The organism is Streptomyces sp. AA4 (assembly GCF_000158875.1).
Taxonomy (GTDB): Bacteria; Actinomycetota; Actinomycetes; order Mycobacteriales; family Pseudonocardiaceae; genus Amycolatopsis.
This window is the reverse complement of the sequence record NZ_GG657746.1, coordinates 6,935,113-6,954,547: the sequence shown is the minus strand read 5'-3', so window position 1 is coordinate 6,954,547 and position 19,435 is coordinate 6,935,113. Positions and strand designations below refer to the sequence as shown.

At 70.1% G+C, this 19,435-nt stretch carries 17 protein-coding genes; 8 read left to right on the top strand and 9 right to left on the bottom strand.

All coding sequences use genetic code 11. The features are described 5' to 3' along the window. Window positions 1-10 precede the first annotated feature (10 nt). Window positions 11-1,492, bottom strand: coding sequence for a DUF4157 domain-containing protein (locus tag SSMG_RS31660; protein ID WP_009082836.1), 1,482 nt, complete (start codon window positions 1,490-1,492; stop codon window positions 11-13). A gap of 113 nt (window positions 1,493-1,605) precedes the next feature. On the opposite strand from SSMG_RS31660, the gene SSMG_RS31655 reads away from it, so the two are divergent. Both SSMG_RS31655 and SSMG_RS31650 read left to right on the top strand, forming a co-directional pair. Beyond that, window positions 1,606-2,079 (top strand): DUF3761 domain-containing protein, encoded by a 474-nt coding sequence (locus SSMG_RS31655; protein WP_009082834.1) that lies wholly within the window; start codon window positions 1,606-1,608, stop codon window positions 2,077-2,079. A gap of 44 nt (window positions 2,080-2,123) precedes the next feature. After that, a complete protein-coding gene (locus tag SSMG_RS31650) occupies window positions 2,124-3,602 on the top strand; it encodes an MFS transporter (protein WP_286157083.1) in 1,479 nt (492 codons plus the stop codon). A 7-nt stretch (window positions 3,603-3,609) separates the two neighbouring features. Here SSMG_RS31650 and SSMG_RS31645 read toward each other — a convergent pair whose 3' ends face one another. The 4 genes from SSMG_RS31645 to SSMG_RS31630 all read right to left on the bottom strand — a co-directional run bounded on the left by SSMG_RS31645 (window position 3,610) and on the right by SSMG_RS31630 (window position 9,103). Beyond that, window positions 3,610-5,172 (bottom strand): acetolactate synthase large subunit, encoded by a 1,563-nt coding sequence (locus SSMG_RS31645; protein ID WP_009082830.1) that lies wholly within the window; start codon window positions 5,170-5,172, stop codon window positions 3,610-3,612. A gap of 5 nt (window positions 5,173-5,177) precedes the next feature. Then, on the bottom strand, window positions 5,178-6,563 hold the full coding sequence (locus SSMG_RS31640) for an FAD-binding oxidoreductase (protein ID WP_009082828.1): 1,386 nt from the start codon (window positions 6,561-6,563) through the stop codon (window positions 5,178-5,180). Between the two features lie 779 nt (window positions 6,564-7,342). Beyond that, entirely contained in the window at window positions 7,343-7,843 is a 501-nt protein-coding gene (locus tag SSMG_RS31635; protein ID WP_009082826.1) for a DUF3830 family protein, read from the bottom strand. 3 nt (window positions 7,844-7,846) lie between these two features. Next, on the bottom strand, window positions 7,847-9,103 hold the full coding sequence (locus SSMG_RS31630) for an aspartate aminotransferase family protein (RefSeq protein ID WP_037715489.1): 1,257 nt from the start codon (window positions 9,101-9,103) through the stop codon (window positions 7,847-7,849). A gap of 93 nt (window positions 9,104-9,196) precedes the next feature. On the opposite strand from SSMG_RS31630, the gene SSMG_RS31625 reads away from it, so the two are divergent. From SSMG_RS31625 to SSMG_RS31615, 3 genes are all read left to right on the top strand, one after another. Next, window positions 9,197-10,660, top strand: a complete 1,464-nt coding sequence (locus tag SSMG_RS31625) for an NAD-dependent succinate-semialdehyde dehydrogenase (protein ID WP_009082823.1) — start codon at window positions 9,197-9,199, stop codon at window positions 10,658-10,660. Then, on the top strand, window positions 10,657-11,712 hold the full coding sequence (locus tag SSMG_RS31620) for a tartrate dehydrogenase (RefSeq protein WP_009082822.1): 1,056 nt from the start codon (window positions 10,657-10,659) through the stop codon (window positions 11,710-11,712). Before SSMG_RS31625 ends, SSMG_RS31620 begins: the two co-directional genes overlap by 4 nt. A gap of 70 nt (window positions 11,713-11,782) precedes the next feature. Next, complete coding sequence (locus tag SSMG_RS31615) at window positions 11,783-12,250, top strand: DUF4262 domain-containing protein (RefSeq protein WP_009082819.1); 468 nt, start codon at window positions 11,783-11,785, stop codon at window positions 12,248-12,250. 745 nt (window positions 12,251-12,995) lie between these two features. On the opposite strand, the gene SSMG_RS31605 is transcribed toward SSMG_RS31615, so the two are convergent. Genes SSMG_RS31605 through SSMG_RS31595 form a run of 3 tightly spaced genes read right to left on the bottom strand, consistent with a single transcriptional unit; the run spans window position 12,996 to window position 15,207 of the window. Then, window positions 12,996-13,682: a GntR family transcriptional regulator gene (locus SSMG_RS31605; protein ID WP_009082816.1), complete on the bottom strand. Its 687-nt coding sequence runs from the start codon at window positions 13,680-13,682 to the stop codon at window positions 12,996-12,998. Between the two features lie 3 nt (window positions 13,683-13,685). After that, window positions 13,686-14,420 (bottom strand): aspartate/glutamate racemase family protein, encoded by a 735-nt coding sequence (locus SSMG_RS31600; protein ID WP_009082814.1) that lies wholly within the window; start codon window positions 14,418-14,420, stop codon window positions 13,686-13,688. Between the two features lie 46 nt (window positions 14,421-14,466). Further along, entirely contained in the window at window positions 14,467-15,207 is a 741-nt protein-coding gene (locus tag SSMG_RS31595; protein ID WP_009082813.1) for an Asp/Glu/hydantoin racemase, read from the bottom strand. A 102-nt stretch (window positions 15,208-15,309) separates the two neighbouring features. Here SSMG_RS31595 and SSMG_RS31590 point away from each other — a divergent pair, with 102 nt between their 5' ends. From SSMG_RS31590 to SSMG_RS31580, 3 genes are read left to right on the top strand one after another with little or no spacing between them, the layout of a single operon-like run. Beyond that, window positions 15,310-16,299: a D-2-hydroxyacid dehydrogenase gene (locus SSMG_RS31590; protein ID WP_009082811.1), complete on the top strand. Its 990-nt coding sequence runs from the start codon at window positions 15,310-15,312 to the stop codon at window positions 16,297-16,299. Continuing rightward, the gene (locus SSMG_RS31585) at window positions 16,299-17,681 is read left to right on the top strand and encodes an amidase (RefSeq protein WP_037715486.1); all 1,383 of its coding nucleotides are present in this window, start codon (window positions 16,299-16,301) and stop codon (window positions 17,679-17,681) included. The genes SSMG_RS31590 and SSMG_RS31585 overlap by 1 nt, the downstream gene beginning before the upstream one ends. Window positions 17,682-17,715: 34 nt before the next feature. Next, window positions 17,716-18,201 carry a MaoC family dehydratase gene (locus SSMG_RS31580; protein ID WP_009082808.1) on the top strand — a complete coding sequence of 162 codons (486 nt, stop codon included), beginning with the start codon at window positions 17,716-17,718 and terminating at the stop codon, window positions 18,199-18,201. Here the strand turns inward: SSMG_RS31580 and SSMG_RS31575 are convergent. Further along, complete coding sequence (locus tag SSMG_RS31575) at window positions 18,158-19,387, bottom strand: MFS transporter (protein WP_009082806.1); 1,230 nt, start codon at window positions 19,385-19,387, stop codon at window positions 18,158-18,160. The genes SSMG_RS31580 and SSMG_RS31575 overlap by 44 nt on opposite strands. Between the last annotated feature and the right edge of the window lie 48 nt (window positions 19,388-19,435).

Here is a 19,435-nt window from a genome sequence, read left to right as displayed (position 1 = left end):
CGCGCGGCGGTCAGTCGATCGGCGCGGTGTAGCTGATGCGGACGATGATCTCGCGGGTGGCCAGTACCGGATACGTCTGTCCGGGCGTTTCCGTGACGCTTGCGGGGAAGTCGAGTTCCTCGTTGCCCGGGTGCACGCCGACGAGGCGCATGCTGCCGAATTTGTACGCGTCCGGGCCGCCGAGAAACCCGAGGGTGGAGCGGAACATGGTGTAGTCCAGGGTGATTCTCGCGAATTTGCGTTTCCCGGCGGGGAGCGCGTCGACGCGGGCTTGGATCCGCTGCTGCCGGTCCGCGGGAATGGTCTGGAGGGCGAGTTCGATGTCGCCGGCGATGAGCTTGCGTGTGACCGCCGCGTAGGCGAGCCCGACGAGCACGCCGATCGCCGCCCCGATCGCCGCGCCGGTCAGGAACCGCAGGCCGGCCAGCAGGACGGACCTGGTCGCGACGCCGGTTGCCGCGCCTTCCGCCGCGCCTTCGACGCCTGGCCCGGCGGTGCCTGGTGCCTTGGACAACGCCCCTTCCGCAGCCGATCCTGATTGGGGAAGGGCCTTCTGCCCCGCGATACCGCCGCCGGTCGCGCCGCCTCCCGCTCCGCCGCCGGTCACCGGCGGCGAGCCGGAGGGACCGCGCAACAGCGTCGCGACCTTCCGGAAGTACTTCACCGGAATCGGTTGATCGGTCCCGAATTCGGAATAGCCGCCCGCGCGGGTCGCGACGTTCTTGAAATGCCGGGCGAAGTACTCCCGATCGATCTTCAGCTCGTACTTGAAGCGGACAGTGTCGCGGACCGGCGTTCCGGTGTACCTGGCCGCTTCCTCGACCGAAGCCGCGATATCGCAATCGGTGAGGCGGGGATAGCCCGGCGAGGACATGAAGACGCTCGCGCCTTCCAGATCTCCGTAGTGATAAAGGGTTTCCGTCGCCGCGTTCGTGCTGGTCGCGCCGAGGACGAGCGGCGGCGGAGGCGGCGGGACGGGCGGTGCCCGCCGGATCACTCGCGCGGGCGCTCCGGTTTGCTGGGCGACGTGGGCGAGTTCGTGCGCGAGGAGGTGCCGCCCGGCCGGGGAGCGCGGCTCGTACCTGCCTGCTCCGAACACGATCGCGTCGCCGACGGTGTAGGCGCTCGCGTTCAAGGCGCGGGCCGAATCGGCGGCTGCGGGACCGTTGTGCACCCGCACGGTGGAAAAGTCGCGGCCGAGCTTGGTTTCGAAGGCGCCGCGGGTTTCCGGGTCGAGCGGCTGGCCCGGAGCGGCGAGGGTTTCGGTCACGTTGGCCTGTGCCCGGTTGTCGAGCCGCTCGCCGGACCCGGTCGGGCGGGGACGCGGCCCGGGCGAGGTCGGGTGCTCGTCCGACGCCAGTTGCCCGGCGAGGTGGTGCGCTTCGTGCTCCGCGGGGTCGTCGGTGGCGCCGACGACGAATTCGGTCGCCGCGCGCCCCCGCGTCCCGGACTTGCCCGTCGGGAGCCGGTCGGCGAATACGGGTTCGGCCATGAGCCGGGATGGTGCCCGGTCGCCGTCACCGGTTCGTCACCGATGGGCCCGTTGTAACGATTTTCCGTTCGCTGTCGACCCTTCTCTCGCATTGGATCGCGAGGAGGTGCCGCGTGCTGCGGAAACTGGGGATGGCATTGGTCGCGGGCGTTCTGGTCGCCGGGTGCGGAGCGGTGCCGACCGGGAGCGCGCCGTCTGGGGTGACGAGCGAGTATTCGCCGCCGCATACGACGAGCTACAGCGCACCGGCGACTCCGCCGACCTCGATCGCGGTCCCGGTGACCACACAGCCGGTCGCCCCGCTCGTCGCGCCGACCACGGCGGCCAAGCCCAAACCAGCGCCGAAGACCCAGACCGCCCCGCGGATCACGACGCCGAAGGCCGACGTGCCGAACCAGGCCGCGCCGGATCCCGGCCCGGCCGAGTGCGGCACCGACTACTACCGCAACTCCTCCGGAAACTGCGTCCACCGCCCGGACTCGAATCCCTCCGGCGCGACCGCGCAGTGCAACGACGGCACGTACAGCTACAGCCAGCACCGTTCCGGCACCTGCTCGCACCACGGCGGCGTCAAACAGTGGCTGTAGCCCCGGCGGTTGGGCCATCCGGGCCATCCCGGTAAGTCGGATCGATCACGAACCGCCCGTTCCTCCCTCCGCACCCGGTAGCGTGCGAATCCGGTACGGCATACGGGACGGGGGACGCGGTGGCGCGGGCGGGTTCGGGGCCGATCATCGTGGTGCTCGCCTCGTGCGGGCTGGTGGCTTCGTTCATGCAGACGCTGGTCATCCCGTTGATCCCGGCGTTCCCGAGACTGCTGCAGACCACGCCGACGGACGCGTCGTGGGTCGTCACCGTCACGCTGCTCGCGGCGGCGGTATGCACCCCGGTCGCCGGGCGGCTCGGCGATCTTTACGGCAAGCGCCGCGTGCTCCTGATCAGCCTGGCGGTGCTGATCGCCGGATCCGTGGTCTCGGCGCTGACCAGTTCGCTGGCGCTGATGATCGTCGGCCGCGGGCTGCAGGGCTGCGCAATGGGCGTCATCCCGCTCGGGATCAGCATCATGCGCGACGAACTGCCGCCGGAACGCGTCAGCGGCGCGATTTCGCTGATGAGCGCGACGCTCGGGGTCGGCGGCGCGATCGGGTTGCCGGTCGCGGCGATCGTGGCCGAGCACGCGGACTGGCACGTCCTGTTCTGGGGTGCGGCCGGGCTCGGGCTCGGCTGTGGGCTGCTGATCCTGCGGTTCGTCCCGGAATCGCCCATCCGCACACCCGCGCCGTTCGATTTCCTGGGCACGCTGGGGTTGATCGTCGGCCTCACCAGCCTGTTGCTGCCGATCGTGAAGGGCGCCTCGTGGGGCTGGGGCAGCCCGGCGACGCTCGGGTTCGCCGCGACCGCCGTGGTCGTTCTCGCGGCCTGGGGCTGGTACCAGCTGCGTCGTCGGGACCCGCTGGTCGATCTGCGCGTTTCGGCTCGGCGGCCGGTGCTGTTCACGAACCTCGCGTCGGTTCTCGTCGGCTTCGCGATGTACGCGATGTCCTTGTCGTTTCCCCAGTTGCTGCAGGCTCCTTCGGTGACCGGGTACGGCCTCGGGCTCAGCATGGTGGAAGCCGGTCTGTGCCTCGCGCCGAACGGCTTGGTGATGATGGCGCTGTCCCCGGTCTCCGCGCGGCTGACCAACCGTTACGGCGCGCGCGTCACGCTCATGACCGGCGCGATCGTGATCGCGGTCGGCTATCTTTTCGCGATTTTCCTGATGGACAACGCGGTCGAGCTGATCATCGCGTCGGTGCTCATCGGAGCCGGCGTCGGCATCGCTTACGCCGCGATGCCCGCGCTGATCATGAGCGCGGTGCCGGTCACCGAAACCGCGTCGGCGAACGGGCTCAACTCGCTCATGCGGTCCGTCGGCACCTCGACGTCCAGCGCGGTGATGGCCACGATGCTCGCGCACCTGACGATCACCGTCGGCTCGTTCACCGTGCCGTCGCTCGCGGGGTTCCGCGCCACGTTCGCGGTCGCCGCGGCGGCGGCGGTGGCCGGGCTGGCGTTGACCGCGGTGGTGCCGCGGTTCCGTGCCGCCAGCCCGGAACTCGCCCGCGTCTAGAGCCTCGTCAGAGCAGCGGCGGAACGGTCGCGTCGATCAGGTGCGGTCCCGGTTCGGCGACCGCGCGCCGGAACTGCTCGGCCAGCTCCTCCGCTGTCGTCGCCCGGGTCGCCGGAATGCCCATGCCCTCGGCGATCTTCACGAAATCCAGGTCCGGACGGCCGATGTCCAGCAGGTCCTTCGCCTTCGGCCCGTCTCCGGACGCCCCGACGCGCTGCAGTTCCATCCGCAGGATCGCGTACGCGTTGTTGTTGAGCACCACCGTGGTCACGTCGAGGTTCTCGCGCGCTTGCGTCCACAGCGCGGAGATCGTGTACATCGCGCTGCCGTCGGATTCGAGATTAATCACCGGCCGTCGCGGAGCCGCGATCGCCGCGCCGACCGCCACCGGCATGCCGTAGCCGATCGCCCCGCCGGTCAGGGTCAGCACGTCGTGCCGCGGCGCGCCCGCGGTCGCGGCGGGGAGCAGGAGACCGGAGGTGTTCGCCTCGTCCACGATGATCGCGTTCTCCGGCAGCAGCGCGCCGATCACGTCGACCCAGTTCTGCACGGTGAGCGGACCGCTCGGCAGCTCCGGCCGTCCGGCCTCCTGCAGGACCGGTTCGGTGTCCGCGGCCACCAGCGCGGCGACCGCTTCCAGCGCGGCCGGGACGTCCTGGCCGACGTTCGCGAGGACGTGGACGTCCGCGCCTTCCGGGGTCAGCTCGCTCGGCATGCCGGGGTAGGCGAAGAACGACACCGGGGCCTTCGTGCCCGCGACGATCAGGTGCTTGATCCCGTCCAGCTGGTATTTGGCCTGCTCGGCGAGGTAGCCCAGCCGTTCGATGTTGGGCAGGCCGGCACCGCGCTCCAGCCGCGCCGGGAACGTTTCGGCGAGCACCTTCACCCCGGTCGCGGCCGCGATCCGGCTGGCCGCGCGCAAACCTGTTTCGCGGCAAGCGGATCCGCCGATCAGCAACGCGACCGGCTCGCCGCTGCGCAGCAAGTCCGCGATCCTCTGCACGGTCGTCGCGTCGACCGTCTGCGGCACGCGCGGCGGAATCGGCTCGCACGTTTCGCCGCCCTCGCCCCACGACGCGTCGGCGGGCAGGATCAGCGTCGCGACCCGGCCCGGCGCGTCCTGTGCGGCCGCGACCGCCGCCGCGGCGTCCGCGCCGACGTCCTTCGTGTGCCCGGACCGGCGCACCCAGCCTTCGAGCGAGCCCGCGATGGCGTCGATGTCCGACTCCAGCGGGGCGTCGTACTGCTTGTGATAGGTGGCGTGGTCACCGATCACGTTGACCACCGGCGTGTGCGCGCGCCGCGCGTTGTGCAGGTTCGCCAGGCCGTTCCCGAGCCCCGGGCCGAGGTGCAGCAGCGTCGCGGCGGGCTTGCCGGCGATCCGCGCGTATCCGTCCGCGGCACCGGTCACCACGCCCTCGAAGAGCGCGAGCACGCCGCGCATCTCCGGCACCGAATCGAGGGCGGCGACGAAGTGCATCTCCGACGTGCCGGGGTTGGAGAAGCACACGTCGACCCCGCTGTCGACGAGCGTGCGGATGAGGGACTGGGCGCCGTTGAGCGTGCTCACTGTGCTCACTTTCCGGTTTGCGCGAACAGAACGCCGGGGTTCAGGATCCCGGCCGGGTCGAAGCTTTCCTTGACCCGGCGCAGCAGATCGAGCTTCGCCGGGTCCTCGAGTTTGGCGTAGTACTTGGTTTTGGTGCGGCCGAGGCCGTGCTCGCCGGAGATCGCGCCGCCGAGTTCGTAGGCGCAGCCGAAAATGTCGGTCAGCAGCTGCGAGCGCGTGTCCGGGTCTTTGCAGAAGATCGCCAGGTGGACGTTGCCGTCGCCGGCGTGCCCGCAGCCGATCGCGCCGCCGCCGGCCGCCATCGCCAGCTCGCGGGCTTTGGCCAGGAACTGCGGCATCGCGGTCCGCGGCACCACCACGTCGATGACGTCGTCCGCACCCGCGGCTTTGGCGTTCCAGAAGGCTTTTTCGCGGGCTTCGATGAGCTTGCGCGCGGCATTGCCTTCGAGGACGTACGCGTCGGTCGCGCCGAGTTCGACCAGCAGTTCGCCGAGCGCTTCGACGTCCTCGCCGAGCCGGTCGGCCACCCGGTTTTCCAGCGCCACCGCCAGATACGCCTGGGTCCGGTCACGGATTTCCTCCGGGACGCCCAGTTCGAGCTTGTCGTTGTAGACCATCGCGGCCATCGTCATGTTGTCGATGTACTCGAGGATCTGCGGGGCGAGACCGCTCGCGGCGATCTTCGGCACGGCCGCCATCACCTGCTCGAAATCGTCGAACGGGGCGAGCACGGTCGCGCCGTGCGGCAGCCGCGGCTGCAGCTTCACGATCACCTCGGTCACCAGCGCGAGCGTGCCCTCCGAGCCGATGATCAGCTGGGTGAGGTCGTAGCCGCTGGAGATTTTCGACATCCGGCCGCCGACGCGGACGATCTCGCCGGTCGCGAGCACCGCCTGCAGGCCGGAGACGTTGCCGCGGGTGATGCCGTAGCGGATCGCGCGCATGCCGCCGGCGTTGGTGCCGACGGTGCCGCCGACGCTCGCGCTCAGCTCGCCGGGATAGACGGGGTAGGTGAGGCCGTGTTCGGCGGTCTTCGCGTCGAGCTCGGCCAGCGTGACGCCCGGCTGGACGACGGCGACGTGGTTGCCGGTGTCGATTTCGAGCACCGAGTTCATCCGCTCGAACGAGACGAGCAGCCCGCCCTCGACCGGCCGCGCCGCGGCGGACAGTCCGCTGCCGGACCCGCGCGCGGTCACCGGGATGCCCTCGGCGGCGGCGATCTTCAGCAGCTCGGAGACCTCTTCGGCCGTGGCCGGCTTCGCGACGTACGCGGGTTTCTGGCCGGGCGTGCTGAGCGCCTCGTCGTGCGCGTAGTCGTCGGAAATCGCGTCACCGGTCAGCAGGTTCCCCGCTCCGACGGCCCCTGCCAGCCGTGTTGCGATCTCGCTCATGCCACTCCCTCGTGCGCGCGTGCTTCGTGGCCGCAGCCTAGCCGTTCTGGTGCGGGACTGGCCATGAATAGTTTTCACGTTAGCCGACGCGGGCACGAAAAAAGCCACGCCGCGCGCGTGGCTTCGGTGGCGGGAACCCAAGCAGGGACCGGCCCGCGCCAACAGGCCGGCCCCTGGGTTAATCCTCGGTGCCGGTCAGACGAGCCAGCCGAGCACGTGCGCCAGGTGCGCGAGCAGACCCGAGATCAGGTCGTGGCCGTGGTGCACGTGCTGGGTGAACATCTGCATTGAGGGGCTCCTTGTTCGGATTGTTCTTTCTTGGTGCTCTCGCGAGGAGCGAACGCAGATTTCCACCGGCGGGCTCGCGGTGTCAAAGCGCGGTTTTCCCTGTGCTGGCAAGGGATCGGCGGCCGGGGAATCTTCCCATGTTAAACATGTAAGGCTTTCGGGTTTGTCGCCGGGGGTGCACTGTGGACTCTTCGCCACGGTTCGTAGCGAACCTCGGCTCCGATCACCCTCGGTAGCAGACGCGCACTGCGGCAACCGGGCGGCGTGGCCCCTCGAACCGGTGAATGCGAAGCCACGATTGGTGAATTGCCGAGGTTCACGCCACCGGGTGATCATCTAGCCTGGATCCCTTGTCCGGCAGCGAATCCCGGCCCGCGTTCATGATCGCGGAGGGTTAACCCGGCTTCACTCTGGCGGGACGATCTGGCCCGATCAGGCAGCGAAAAGGGCCGGCCCCTCCGCGGTGGAGGAACCGGCCCTTGCGGCGACAGTCAGTCAGCGCGCGCGAACGACAGCGTTTCGCCTTCCACGCCGCGCAGCCACAGGTCCTGCGCGGCCGCGGCCATCTCGGACAGGCCTTCCTCGATCGTCGCGAACACGTTGCCGGGGACCCAGCCCGCGTCGCCGTTGATCAGGAGGTTGTTGCGGCCGTAGAAAATCGCGAGATCCGTGGCGCCCTGGTCGCTGTGCGCCTCGCTGCCCTCGTCGTAGCCGTACGCCGGATTGCCGATTTCCCACGCCTCGAATCCGAAGTAGACGACGTCGCCGGGAATCGGGGTGATGGTCGGGTTTTCGCGCCCCGGTTTGGGCTCGGCGAAGGGCGGCACGAGCGTGTAGACCTCGTTGCGCGCGTACTTCGCGTGGTAGGCCGAACCGCTTTGCGGCAGCGCGTCCCAGACCGCCTTGCAGGTGCGCGGTGCTTCGTCGTCGAGCAGCCGGGCGCGGCAGGTGACGCCGCGCTTGTCGAGACTGATGGTGATGTAGCGCGCCATGCCTCAGCTCCCCGTGACCGACGAGACGACCTCGCCCCAGATGCGCAGCGCGTCGTCGACCTGTTCCGCGTTGACGACCAGCGGCGGCACCATGCGCACGACGTTCGAGTACGCGCCACAGGTGAGCAGCAGCAGTCCGTTCTTCGCGGCTGCTTGCTGGGCGGCCTGCGCGGTGGCCGTGTCCGGTTCACCGTCCGCCGTCGTGAACTCTGTGCCCACGAGAAGCCCGAGGCCGCGTACGTCGCCGATAGCGGGCGTCTTGTCCGCGATGACGCGCGCGCCTTCGAGAAGCTGACGGCCGCGCTCCGCGGCGTTCTCGACCAAGCCTTCGTCCTGAATGACATCGAGGGTCGCGATCGCCGCTGCGCACGACACCGCGTTGCCGCCGTACGTGCCGCCTTGCGAACCCGGGTACGCCTTCGCCATCAGCTCTTCCGAAGCGGCGATGCCGGACAGCGGGAAGCCGCTGGCGAGGCCCTTCGCGATCAGCACGACGTCCGGGTGGACGTCGAAGTGGTCGTGGCCCCAGAACTTGCCGGTGCGGCCGAATCCGGCCTGGACCTCGTCGAGCACCAGCAGGATGCCGTGCCGGTCGGCGCGCTCGCGCAGCCCGGCCATGAACTCGGTGTTGGCCGGGACGTAGCCGCCCTCGCCGAGCACCGGCTCGATGAAGAACGCGGCCGTCTCGCTCGGCGCGGAGACGGTCTGGAAGAGATAGTCCAGCTCGCGCAGCGCGAATTTCGTCGCCGTCTCCTCGTCCCAGCCGTAGTGGTAGGCGTACGGGAACGGCGCGACGTGCACGCCGGACATCAGCGGCGAGATGCCCGCGCTGAACCGGGTGCCGGAGGTGGTCATGGTCGCGGCGGCGACCGTGCGGCCGTGGAAACCGCCCTGGAACACGATGACGTTCGGCCGTTTCGTCGCCTGCCGGGCCAGTCGCAGCGCCGCCTCGACGGCCTCGCTGCCGGAGTTCGCGTAGAAGAGCGAATCGAGCCCGGACGGCAGCACGTCGCCGAGCTTGCGGGTCAGTTCGAGCAGCGGCTGGTGCATCACCGTCGTGTACTGGCCGTGCACGAGCTTGCCGATCTGCTCGCGCGCGGCCTCGACCACGCGGGGGTGGCAGTGCCCGGTGCTGGTCACCCCGATGCCCGCGGTGAAGTCGAGGTGACGTTTCCCGTCCACGTCGTAGAGGTAAACCCCTTCACCGTGGTCGACGACGACGGGCGTTGCCTGCTTGAGCAGCGGGGAAAGCTGGGCCATGCGGCGCCCTCCTGGGTGCGGGTGGAGACGGTTGTCGATTGTTGACAATATCCATAGCATGAGTTCGGGACAACAGGAACAGGAGCGAGCTGGATGAGCGGGATCACCGAGAACGGCGTCGTGGACGCGGTCGGCAAGGAACTCTTCATCGGCGGCAAGTGGGTCTCCGCGCGCAGCGGAAAGACCTTCGACGTGCAGGACCCCTCCACCGGCGAGGTGCTGTGCCAGGTCGCGGACGCCGGGCCGGAAGACGGTCTCGCGGCGCTCGACGCGGCGGTCGCGGCGCAGGCCGACTGGGCCGCGGTCGCCCCTCGGGAGCGCGGCGAGATCCTGCGCCGCGCGTACGACAAGCTCATCGAGCGCCGTGACGAGCTGGCGCTGCTGATGACCCTGGAGATGGGCAAGCCGCTGGCCGAGGCCGCCGGGGAAATCACTTACGCCGCCGAGTTCTTCCGCTGGTTCGCCGAGGAAGCGGTGCGGATCGACGGCGGCTACGCGGTGGCCCCGAACGGCAACGGCCGGTTCCTGATCACCCGCCAGCCGGTGGGTCCGACGCTGCTCATCACGCCGTGGAACTTCCCGATGGCGATGGGCACGCGCAAGATCGGCCCGGCCGTCGCCGCCGGCTGCACGATGGTGATCAAGCCCGCCGCGCAGACGCCGCTGTCGATGCTCGCGCTCACCCAGATCCTCGCCGACGCCGGACTGCCCGAGGGCGTGCTGAACGTCGTCACCACCAAGGACGCGGGCGGCGTGATGGAGCCGCTGATCCGCGACGGACGCGCGCGCAAGCTGTCCTTCACCGGTTCGACCGCGGTCGGGCGCAAGCTGCTGGAGCAGTGCGCGGAGAAGGTGCTGCGCACGTCGATGGAACTGGGTGGCAACGCGCCGTTCGTCGTGTTCGACGACGCGGACCTGGACGCCGCGGTCGAGGGTGCGATGCAGGCGAAGATGCGCAACATCGGCGAGGCGTGCACCGCCGCCAACCGGTTCTACGTGCAGCGCGGCGTGGCCGAGGAGTTCTCGCGCCGGCTCACCGAGCGGATGCAGGCGCTGCCGATGGGCCGCGGCACCGACGAGGGCGTCGTGGTCGGCCCGCTCATCGACGAGGCCGCGGTGAAGAAGGTGACCGAACTGGTCAAGGACGCCACGGACAAGGGCGCGCGGGTGCTCACCGGCGGCTCGCGGGTCGACGGTCCGGGGCATTTCTACCCGGCGACGGTGCTCACCGATGTGCCGGTGGACGCCCGGCTGGCCAGCGAGGAAATCTTCGGCCCGGTCGCGCCGATCACGCCGTTCGACACCGAGGACGAGGCGGTCGAGAAGGCCAACGACACCGAATTCGGCCTGGTGTCCTACCTGTTCACCAGCGACCTGAAGCGCGCGCTGCGGGTCTCGGAACGTTTGGAGGCCGGGATGATCGGCCTCAACCAGGGCATCGTGTCCAACCCGGCGGCTCCGTTCGGCGGCGTCAAGCAGTCCGGTCTCGGCCGCGAGGGCGGCACGGTCGGCATCGACGAGTTCCTGGAGACCAAGTACATCGCGGTGAGCCTGTGACACACCGGATTGCGAGCATCCCGGGCGACGGGATCGGGGTCGACGTCACGATCGAAGCGCGCCGGGTCCTCGACGCGGCCGCGGAGAAGTACGGATTCTCCTTGGAGTGGACCGAATTCGACTGGAGCTGCGAGCGGTACACCAAGACCGGCGCGATGATGCCGGAGGACGGCGTCGTGCAGCTGTCGGGCTTCGACGGCATCCTGCTCGGCGCGGTCGGCTTCCCCGGCGTCGCGGACCACGTTTCGCTGTGGGGCCTGCTGATCCCGTTGCGGCGGGCGTTCCAGCAGTACGTCAACCTGCGGCCGGTGCGGCTGCTGCCGGGGACGTCGTCGGTGCTGGCCGGGCGGAAGGCCGACGAGCTGGAAATGGTGATCGTCCGGGAGAACTCCGAGGGCGAGTACTCGGAGATCGGCGGACGGCACAACGCCGGGCGGCCGGACGAGTTCGTGCTGCAGGAGTCGGTGTTCACGCGGGTCGGGGTGGAACGGATCATCCGGTACGCCTTCGAGCTGGCGCGCACGCGTTCTCAGCACGTCACCTCGGCGACGAAGTCGAACGGGCTGATCCACTCGATGCCGTACTGGGACGAGATTTTCGCCGAAGTCGCGGCCCAGTACCCGGACGTGCGCGCGGAACAGTGCCATGTGGACGCTCTCGCCGCGCGGATGGTGCAGGCTCCCGACCGGCTCGACGTGGTGGTGGCGTCGAACCTCTTCGGCGACATCCTGAGCGACCTCGCGGCCGCGATCACCGGCGGACTGGGCATGGCACCGTCCGGAAACATCAACCCATCAGGTGAGTTCCCGTCGATGTTCGAGGCGGTCCACGGGAGTGCCCCGGACATCGCCGGACAGGGCATCGCGAACCCGGTCGCGCAGATCCTCGCCGCGGCGATGCTGCTCGACCACCTCGGGGAAACCGTTGCCGCACAGGCGATCCGCGCCTCGGTCGACGAGGTGCTGACCGCGGGCGAAGCCCTCACCCCCGACCTCGGCGGAACCGCTACCACAACCGCGCTCGGCGCCGCGGTGGCCGCTTCGCTCCGCTGATTTTTTGTCGGTGCCGCGCGGTTGACTCTTCCCTGACCCGCCGACGGGTCCCGAGGGGAGGAGGGCGCCGATGTGCCAGAGGTGCGAGGAACCGGACAGACCGGAGGAGCAGTACCTGATCGAGGTGCTCGACGAGATCAGGGAGAACGGCTGGTGCGTCCAGGGCGTGCTGGGAACGGGTTCCCGGCCGTCCTGGGCGTACACCGCGGGGCTGACCGCGCAGGGCTTGCCCGAGCTGGTCGTCACCGGATTGCTGCCGCACCAAGCGGTTCCGCTGCTCAACGCCGCGGCCGGACAGTCGCTGCACACCGGCCCGCCGGTGCCCGGGGAACAGTGGCTGCTGCCCCGGTTGCCGCGGGTGGAAATCGTCCAGCTCAGCGCTCCCGCGGCGCATCTGGATATCGCGGTGTGCTGCTATGGCACGGGAATCGAAGCCCGGCAGCTGGTTTACGCCGATCCCGCGGGCTGGTTCCCGTGGTCGCCGCAGTACAACTCCGGCCGCGGCGGACAGCCCGTGCTGGGGGTGCGGCATGCGTAAGTTTCTCTTGCTGTGCCAGGTTTTTCTGGGCTGGTGGCCGGTAGGGTCGAAGAATGCCAGAACTGCGGGCCCCCACCGTCCGCCTGCACCGCGCCTGGCTGGAAGCACACCGCGAATGGGGCCCGGGCTTGTCCGAGGACGGTTTCGGCTTGTCCGCGTCGGACGAGGCCGAGCGGCTGGACTTGCCTCGGGTGCTCTTGGTGCGCGCGAGGGAGAACCTGGCGTCCGCCAAGACGATCGAACGCGCGGGCGGCGTGCTAGAGGGCCTCTGTTCACCGCGGTGGAGCGGCTGGAACTCGACACTCGATTCACCGGCGGGCTCACTGTCACGCCAGTGTCGAGCGATCGGGACCTCAACGAGGATTCGGCCATTCCGTTGCTGCTGCTCACGTTGGCCAGTCGCACCTTCGGCTCGGGTTTCGTGGCCGGTAGCAAAATGAGTGCTGTACGGGTCGGCCAGCAGGAAGGCGAGTCCGGCGAAAGAGAGGTTCTGTTCTGGGAGGGCGCTTCCTATTTCGAGCACGCGGTCGGAGGTGAAGCCGTCGAACCCGGCCAAATAGCGTTCGGACTGCCGGTGCTGCACCAGTTCTCCCGCGAGAAACGGACCACGGCGCGGTTCCCGCCACCGCGGGAGCCGCGGGCTGGGGCAAGCGCGGAGGCACCCGGGTCGCCATAGGGCAGGCGCGGCTCTCGCGTGTCCGTGCGGGTGCGAGGTTTGGGCGACAGCCGCCCGAAACCCCGTCCCTCACTCGCCAGCCGCGACCCCGCCCTTCAAGCTCCGCCCCGGAAGCAACCGGCTGATCGCGTCCTCCATGTGCGCGTCCAGCAAGTGCAACGCGGTCTCCTCGTCCCCCGACCGAAGGGCTTCGATGATCCGCGTGTGCTCCTCCACCCGGTCCTCCGCACCCTGATACGTGCTTTGCAGCAACGTCAGGCACATCCGCGTCTCGATCAGCAGCGTCCGGGCCATGCGGACCAGCCGCTTGCTGCCCGAGGCGTTGATCAGCGCCTCGTGGAACCGCAGATCCGCCTCGGACAGCGCGGCCGGGTCGTCCGCGGCGGCGGCCATGTCGGCGACGTTCTGCTCCAGCGTCGCCGCCACCGCCTCGCGGTCGCCGCGGAACGCGCACAGCAGGGCGGCCCGTTCCACGGCCGAGCGGGCGAGGTAGATGTCGAACACGTCCGCCGGTTCGAGGTCGATCACGAACAAGCCCCGGTGGCGTTCGCTGCGCAGCAGACCCTCGGACACGAGGTGCTGCATCGCCTCGCGCAGCGGGCCTCGCGAGACCTGGAAGCGGGCGGCCAGGTCGGTTTCGCCGAGCTGGGTGCCCGGCGGGAGCGCGCCGGTCATGATCGCGTCGCGCAGTTGGCGCGCGATCACCGCGGCGGTCGATTCCCGGCTCACCGGTTCTATGTCAGGCAGTGCGACCACGGGTCAGCCCCTCGTCCGGAACAACGCGCCCAGCGAGCGCACCAAGCGGGTCGCGCCGGTCAGGCGCAGGCCCTCCCAGATGGTCACCTGGTTGGCGGTCAGCACCGGCTTGCCGAGTTTCGCCTCGATGTCGGTGATCTCGCCGAGCGTGCGCATCGCGGTGTCCGGCACCAGAACCGCGTCGGCGTCCGGGTGGTCGTGGCTGACCGCCAGGTCGACTACCGCTTCGGGGGAGAGCTGGCCGACCTCGGCGGCGGTGTCGATGTCGGCGCTCGACATCGACAGCACCTCGACGCCTCCCGCGGCGAGGAAGTCCACGAACAGCCGCGCGACGTCGTCGGGGTAGCTCGCGGCCACCGCGACCCGTTGCACGCCAAGGGCTTTCGCCGCGTGCACGAAGGCGAACGACGTGCTCGACGCCGGGACCCCGGCCACCGCGGCGAGCTGGTCGGCCTGGTTGCGCGCGCCGTCCCAGCCGTACACGAAGCTGCCGGACGTGCACGCCCACACCACCGCTTCCGGCTGGTGCTTCGCGAGCAGCCGGGCGCCTTCCGCGAGCCGGGCTTCGCTGCCCAGGTCGAGCAGTTCCGGCACGGCGTGCAGGTCGGTGCCGTAAATGTGCGCGACCGGCAGGCGAATGCCGCCTTCAGCAGAGTCGGAGCCGCCGAGAAGCTGTTCCGCGAGCGGGTAGTCGTCCTCGGCCGCGTGGTCGGGGTAGATGAAGCCGATCGTGGTCACGAAACCTCCGGGATGCGCAGATTGTCGACAATATTAGCGGGACTGGTCAAGACACCTCCCGCAGCCACTGGCCGGGCCCCACGATGGGCAGCCGCATCCGGCGCAGGCAGGCCCACATCGTCAGCTGGTTGGCGGTCAGCACGGGTTTGCCGAGCGCCTTCTCCAGCGGTTCGATCAGGTCGAACGTCGGGAGATTGGTGCAGCTGACGAAAATCGCCTCGGCGTCGCGGTGGTCCGCGGCCAGGATCCGCTCGGCGATGGTGCGGTAGCTGACCTTCCAGATGCCGCCGCCGAGGCCGAGGTGGTCGCTGGACACGGTGGTCACGCCGACCTCGGCGAGGAAATCGTGGAGCTTGCCGGTGAGATCGGCGTCGTACGGCGTCAGCACCGAGACCCGGCGCAGGTCGAGCTGGTGCAGCACCTCGACGAGAGCGCCCGACGTGGTGACCGCGTCCGGCGCGCCGGCGTCGCAGATCGCCTTGGTGAGGGAGCGTTCGTAGTCGATGCCGTTCACGAAGCTGCCCGAGGTGCACAAGTACGCGACCACCTCCGGCTCCACGTGCAGCACGTCGCGCGTGGCCGTCGCGAGGTGCCTGCTGTCGCTCACCAGCTGCGCCATCTCCATGCTCACCGGCACCGGTTCGTAGGGGGTGCGGGCGAGATGCAACGACACCTCCATCGGCACCCAGCGCCACAGTTCGCGCTCGAGCGCGAGGTCGAACGGCGCGATCACGCCGATGCCGCGCTGGGCTAGCGGGCCCTCGAACGCGAGGAAGTCCAGATCCAAGGTTCAGCCTCCGGAATAACGCCTGTGCCGATGCCCGTCCGGTGCTCCGGGGTGGTCCTCGGATTGTTGACAATCATACGAGCCACTTTTACCGTGTCAATCGTGATCGCCCCGGAAAACCCCGTACTGGCAGTGCTCTGCGGGGCAGACCATCCGCCCGACATGGCCGCTATCGAAGACGCGGCGGTAGTTCGTTACACCGACGAGCGCGGCCTCGCCGGTGCGCTTGCCGGTGCCGACGCGCTTTTTGTCTACGATTTCCTGTCCGGAGCCGTCCCCGGGGCGTGGCCTGCCGCGGACCGGCTGAAGTGGCTGCACATCGCGAGCGCCGGGGTCGACCCGGTGCTGTTCCCGGGGCTGCGCGGGAGCGACGTCGTGCTCACGAACTCGCGCGGGGTGTTCGACGACGCCATCGCCGAGTACGTGCTCGGCGTCGTGCTGTCGTTCGCCAAGGACTTCGCGCGTTCGCTCGACCTGCAGCGCGCCGGCACGTGGCAGCACCGCGAGACCGAACGGATCGCCGGGCGGGAGGTGCTGGTGGTCGGCACCGGACCGATCGGAAGGGCCATCGCGCGGATGCTGCGCGCGGCCGGGATGCGGGTCTCCGGAGCGGGCCGCCGCGCCCGGGTCGGGGACCCGGATTTCGGCGTCGTGCACGAATCCGCCGAGCTGACGCGGCATCTGCCGGAGTTCGACTACGTCGTCGCGGTCGCGCCGCTCACCGACCAGACCAAGGGCATGTTCGACGCCGCCGCGTTCGCCGCGATGAAACCGTCCGCGCGGTTCGTCAACGTGGGCCGCGGCGAACTCGTGGTCACGTCCGATCTGATCGCGGCGCTGCAGGCGGGGGAGCTCGCCGGGGCCGCGCTCGACGTTTTCGAAACCGAGCCGCTGCCCGCCGAAAGTCCACTGTGGACCATGCCGGACGTCCTGCTGTCCCCGCACATGTCGGGCGATTTCGTCGGCTGGCGGCGGACGCTGGTCGAGGTGTTCGCGGGGAACTTCCGGCGCTGGCTGGCCGGGGAGCCGTTGTGGAACGTCGTGGACAAACGGCTCGGCTACGTGCCGTCCGAATCGCAGGGAGGCGCCTGATGGGCGACCGGGAACTGACCGCCAGCGAACTCGTCGCCGCCTACGCCACCGGCGAGCTGTCGCCGGTCGAGGCGACGAAGGCGGCCCTGCAGAACATCGAGGACCGCGACGGCGAGGTCAACGCCTTCTGCCTCGTCGACGCCGAACGCGCGCTCGACCAGGCGAAAGCCGCCGAGGCCCGCTGGCGCGACGGGAATCCGATCGGCGCGCTGGACGGCGTCCCGGCGTCGATCAAGGACATCTTCCTCACCCAGGGCTGGCCGACGCTGCGCGGGTCCACGAGCATCCCGGCCGACCAGCCGTGGGACGTCGACAGCCCGGTGATGGCGCGGATGCGCGAGGCGGGACTGGTCGTGCTGGGCAAGACGACCACGCCGGAGATCGCGTGGAAGGGCGTCACCGACAGCGCGCTCACCGGCGTCACGCGCAATCCGGTGAACCCGCGGATGACGGCGGGCGGGTCCAGCGGCGGCAGCGCGGCGGCGGTCGCGGCGGGGATGGGAGAGCTGTCGGTCGGCACCGACGGCGGCGGCTCGATCCGGATTCCCGCGTCGTTCTGCGGCATCGTCGGCTTGAAGCCGACCCACGGCCGGGTCCCGCTGTTCCCGGCGAGCCCGTTCGGCCCGCTCGCGCACGCCGGGCCGATGGCGCGCAGCGTGGACGACACGGCGCTGCTGCTCGACGTCCTCGCCCTGCCGGACCACCGCGACCCGACCGGGCTCGCGCCGCCGATCAGCGCGTACCGCGAGGCAGTGCGACGCGACGTGCGCGGGCTCATCGCCGCGTACTCGCCGACGCTCGGGTTCGCCGACGTGGACCCGGAAGTCGCGGCGATCGTCCAGTCGGCGGTGCAGTCCCTCGCCGACGCGGGACTGCAGGTGGAGCAGGCAGACCCCGGATTCGCCGACCCGAAGGACGCCTTCGACGTGCTGTGGTCGGCGGGCGCGGCGAAATCCCTCGACGCGTTCCCGCCGGGCAGCGAACCGCGGGTCGACCCGGGCCTGCGCCGCGTGTGGGAAAAGGGCCGCACCTACTCCGCGAGCGATTATCTCGACGCCACCGCGGAACGCGCCGCGCTCGGCATCCTGATGGGCGAGTTCCACACCCGCTACGACGTGCTGCTCACGCCGACCGTCCCGATCCCGCCGTTCGAAGCGGGCCACGACGTGCCGCCGGGCAGCGGGATGACCGAATGGCCGGAGTGGACGCCGTTCACCTACCCGTTCAACATGACGCAGCAGCCGGCGATCAGCGTCCCGGCCGGGCGCACCGAAGCTGGCCTCCCGGTGGGCCTGCAGATCGTCGGCCCGCGGCATTCGGACGACCTGGTGCTGGCGGTGGCGAAGCTGCTGGAGGAGGTCCGGCCCTGGGCCGCGCCGTGATTTCCGCGCTCCCCGCTGTGGCAAGCTGGCGCGCATGACCGAGTTCACCGCGCCCATCGACGACCGCTGGTTCGAGGACTACCCCGAGGGGGCGGTGTACGAGTTCGGCGACACGACCGTCACCGAGGCGGAGATCATCGAGTTCGCCGGGAAGTACGACCCGCAGAGCTTCCACGTCGACCCGGTGGCGGCCAAGGCGGGCCCGTTCGGCGGGTTGATCGCGAGCGGCTGGCACACGTCGAGCCTGATGATGCGGATGTTCGCCGACCACTACCTGTCGTCGGTCGCGAGCCTCGGCAGCCCGGGCGTGGACGAACTGCGCTGGCCGCGTCCGGTGCGGCCGGGGGACCTGCTGCGGATGCGCGCGACGGTCACCGAGGCCCGGCGGTCGAAGTCGAAGCCCGACCGCGGTCTCGTGCGCACCCGGTTGGAACTGTTCAACGGCGACAACGAGCTGGTGTTCAGCGCGAGCGCGGTCAACTTCCTATCGGTGCGACCGGAGCCGCCGGCCGGTTCGTGAGGTTCCGGACCTCGCGGCTGCACAGCGCAAGCCCGGTCGCGACGAGGCTCAGCACTCCGCACGCGACGAGCACCGTCTCGCGGCCGAAGTGCTGCACGAGGGGACCCGCCGCGATCTGCCCGAGCGGCATCGCGGCGATCGACCCCAGGATGTCGTAGGAGTACACGCGCGCGAGCCGGTCGGGCGGGATGTGTTCCTGCAGCGAAACGTCCCACGCGACGCTGAACTGCTCCATCGCCAGTCCGGCCACGAGCATCGCGATCAGCAGCGGGACGAGCGACGGCCACCAGCCGAGCGTCAGCACCGGCAGCGCGTCCAACGCCACCAGGGCCACCCCGAGGAACAAGGCGTGCCGCGGCTGCCAATGCGCGGCGACGATCCCGCCGAGGAGCGCGCCCGCGGTCTGTGTCGCCAGCGCGAGCCCCCAGGCGGACCGGCCGAACGTCTCGTCCGCGACGACCGGCCCGATGACCACGAGCGTGCCGATCCCGGCGGCGTTGACGATGCCGAACTGCGCCACCACCGCCCACACCCAGGTGCGCGACCGGAACTCGTGCCACCCGGCGATCAGGTCGGCGATCGGCCTGCTGCCCGGAGCCCGTACCGCCGATGGCAACCGGACCGCGTGGTAGGCGAGTGCGGCGGCGAAGAACAGCAGCGCGTTCAGCGCCAGCGCCCAGCCGGACCCGGCCGCCGCCACCGCGACCCCGGCGACTCCCGCTCCGGCGATGCGGCCGCCGTTGATCAGCAACCGCAGCAAGGCGTTCGACGGAGCCAGCAGCTCTCGCGGCACGGTCTGCGGAGTGATCGCCCCCGCGGCCGGCAGCGACATCGCCGAGACCGCCCCGTTGACCAAGCTCAGCGAGACGAAAAACGGGATCGAGGAGAATCCACAAAGGACACTCACGGCGATCAGCGCCTGGCTGAGCCCGGCCGCGATCTCGGTGCCCTGCAGGATCACCGCGCGCGGCAGCCGGTCCGCGAGCACCCCGCCGAAAAGCAGCAGCAGCACGTTCGCCAGCGACCGCGCCCCGACGACCAGCCCGAGATCGACCGCCGACCCGGTGCGGTCGAGCACCGCGAACGCGAGCGCGACCGGAGCGACCGCGTTGCCGAAGGTGCCGAGCGTCCGCCCGGCGGCGAGGGCGCGGAAACTGCGGTGCCGCAACGGCTCCAGGAGGCTCACCGGCCGAGCTTCCCGCGGCTGTCAACCGAATAATCAGCAGGTGAGAGC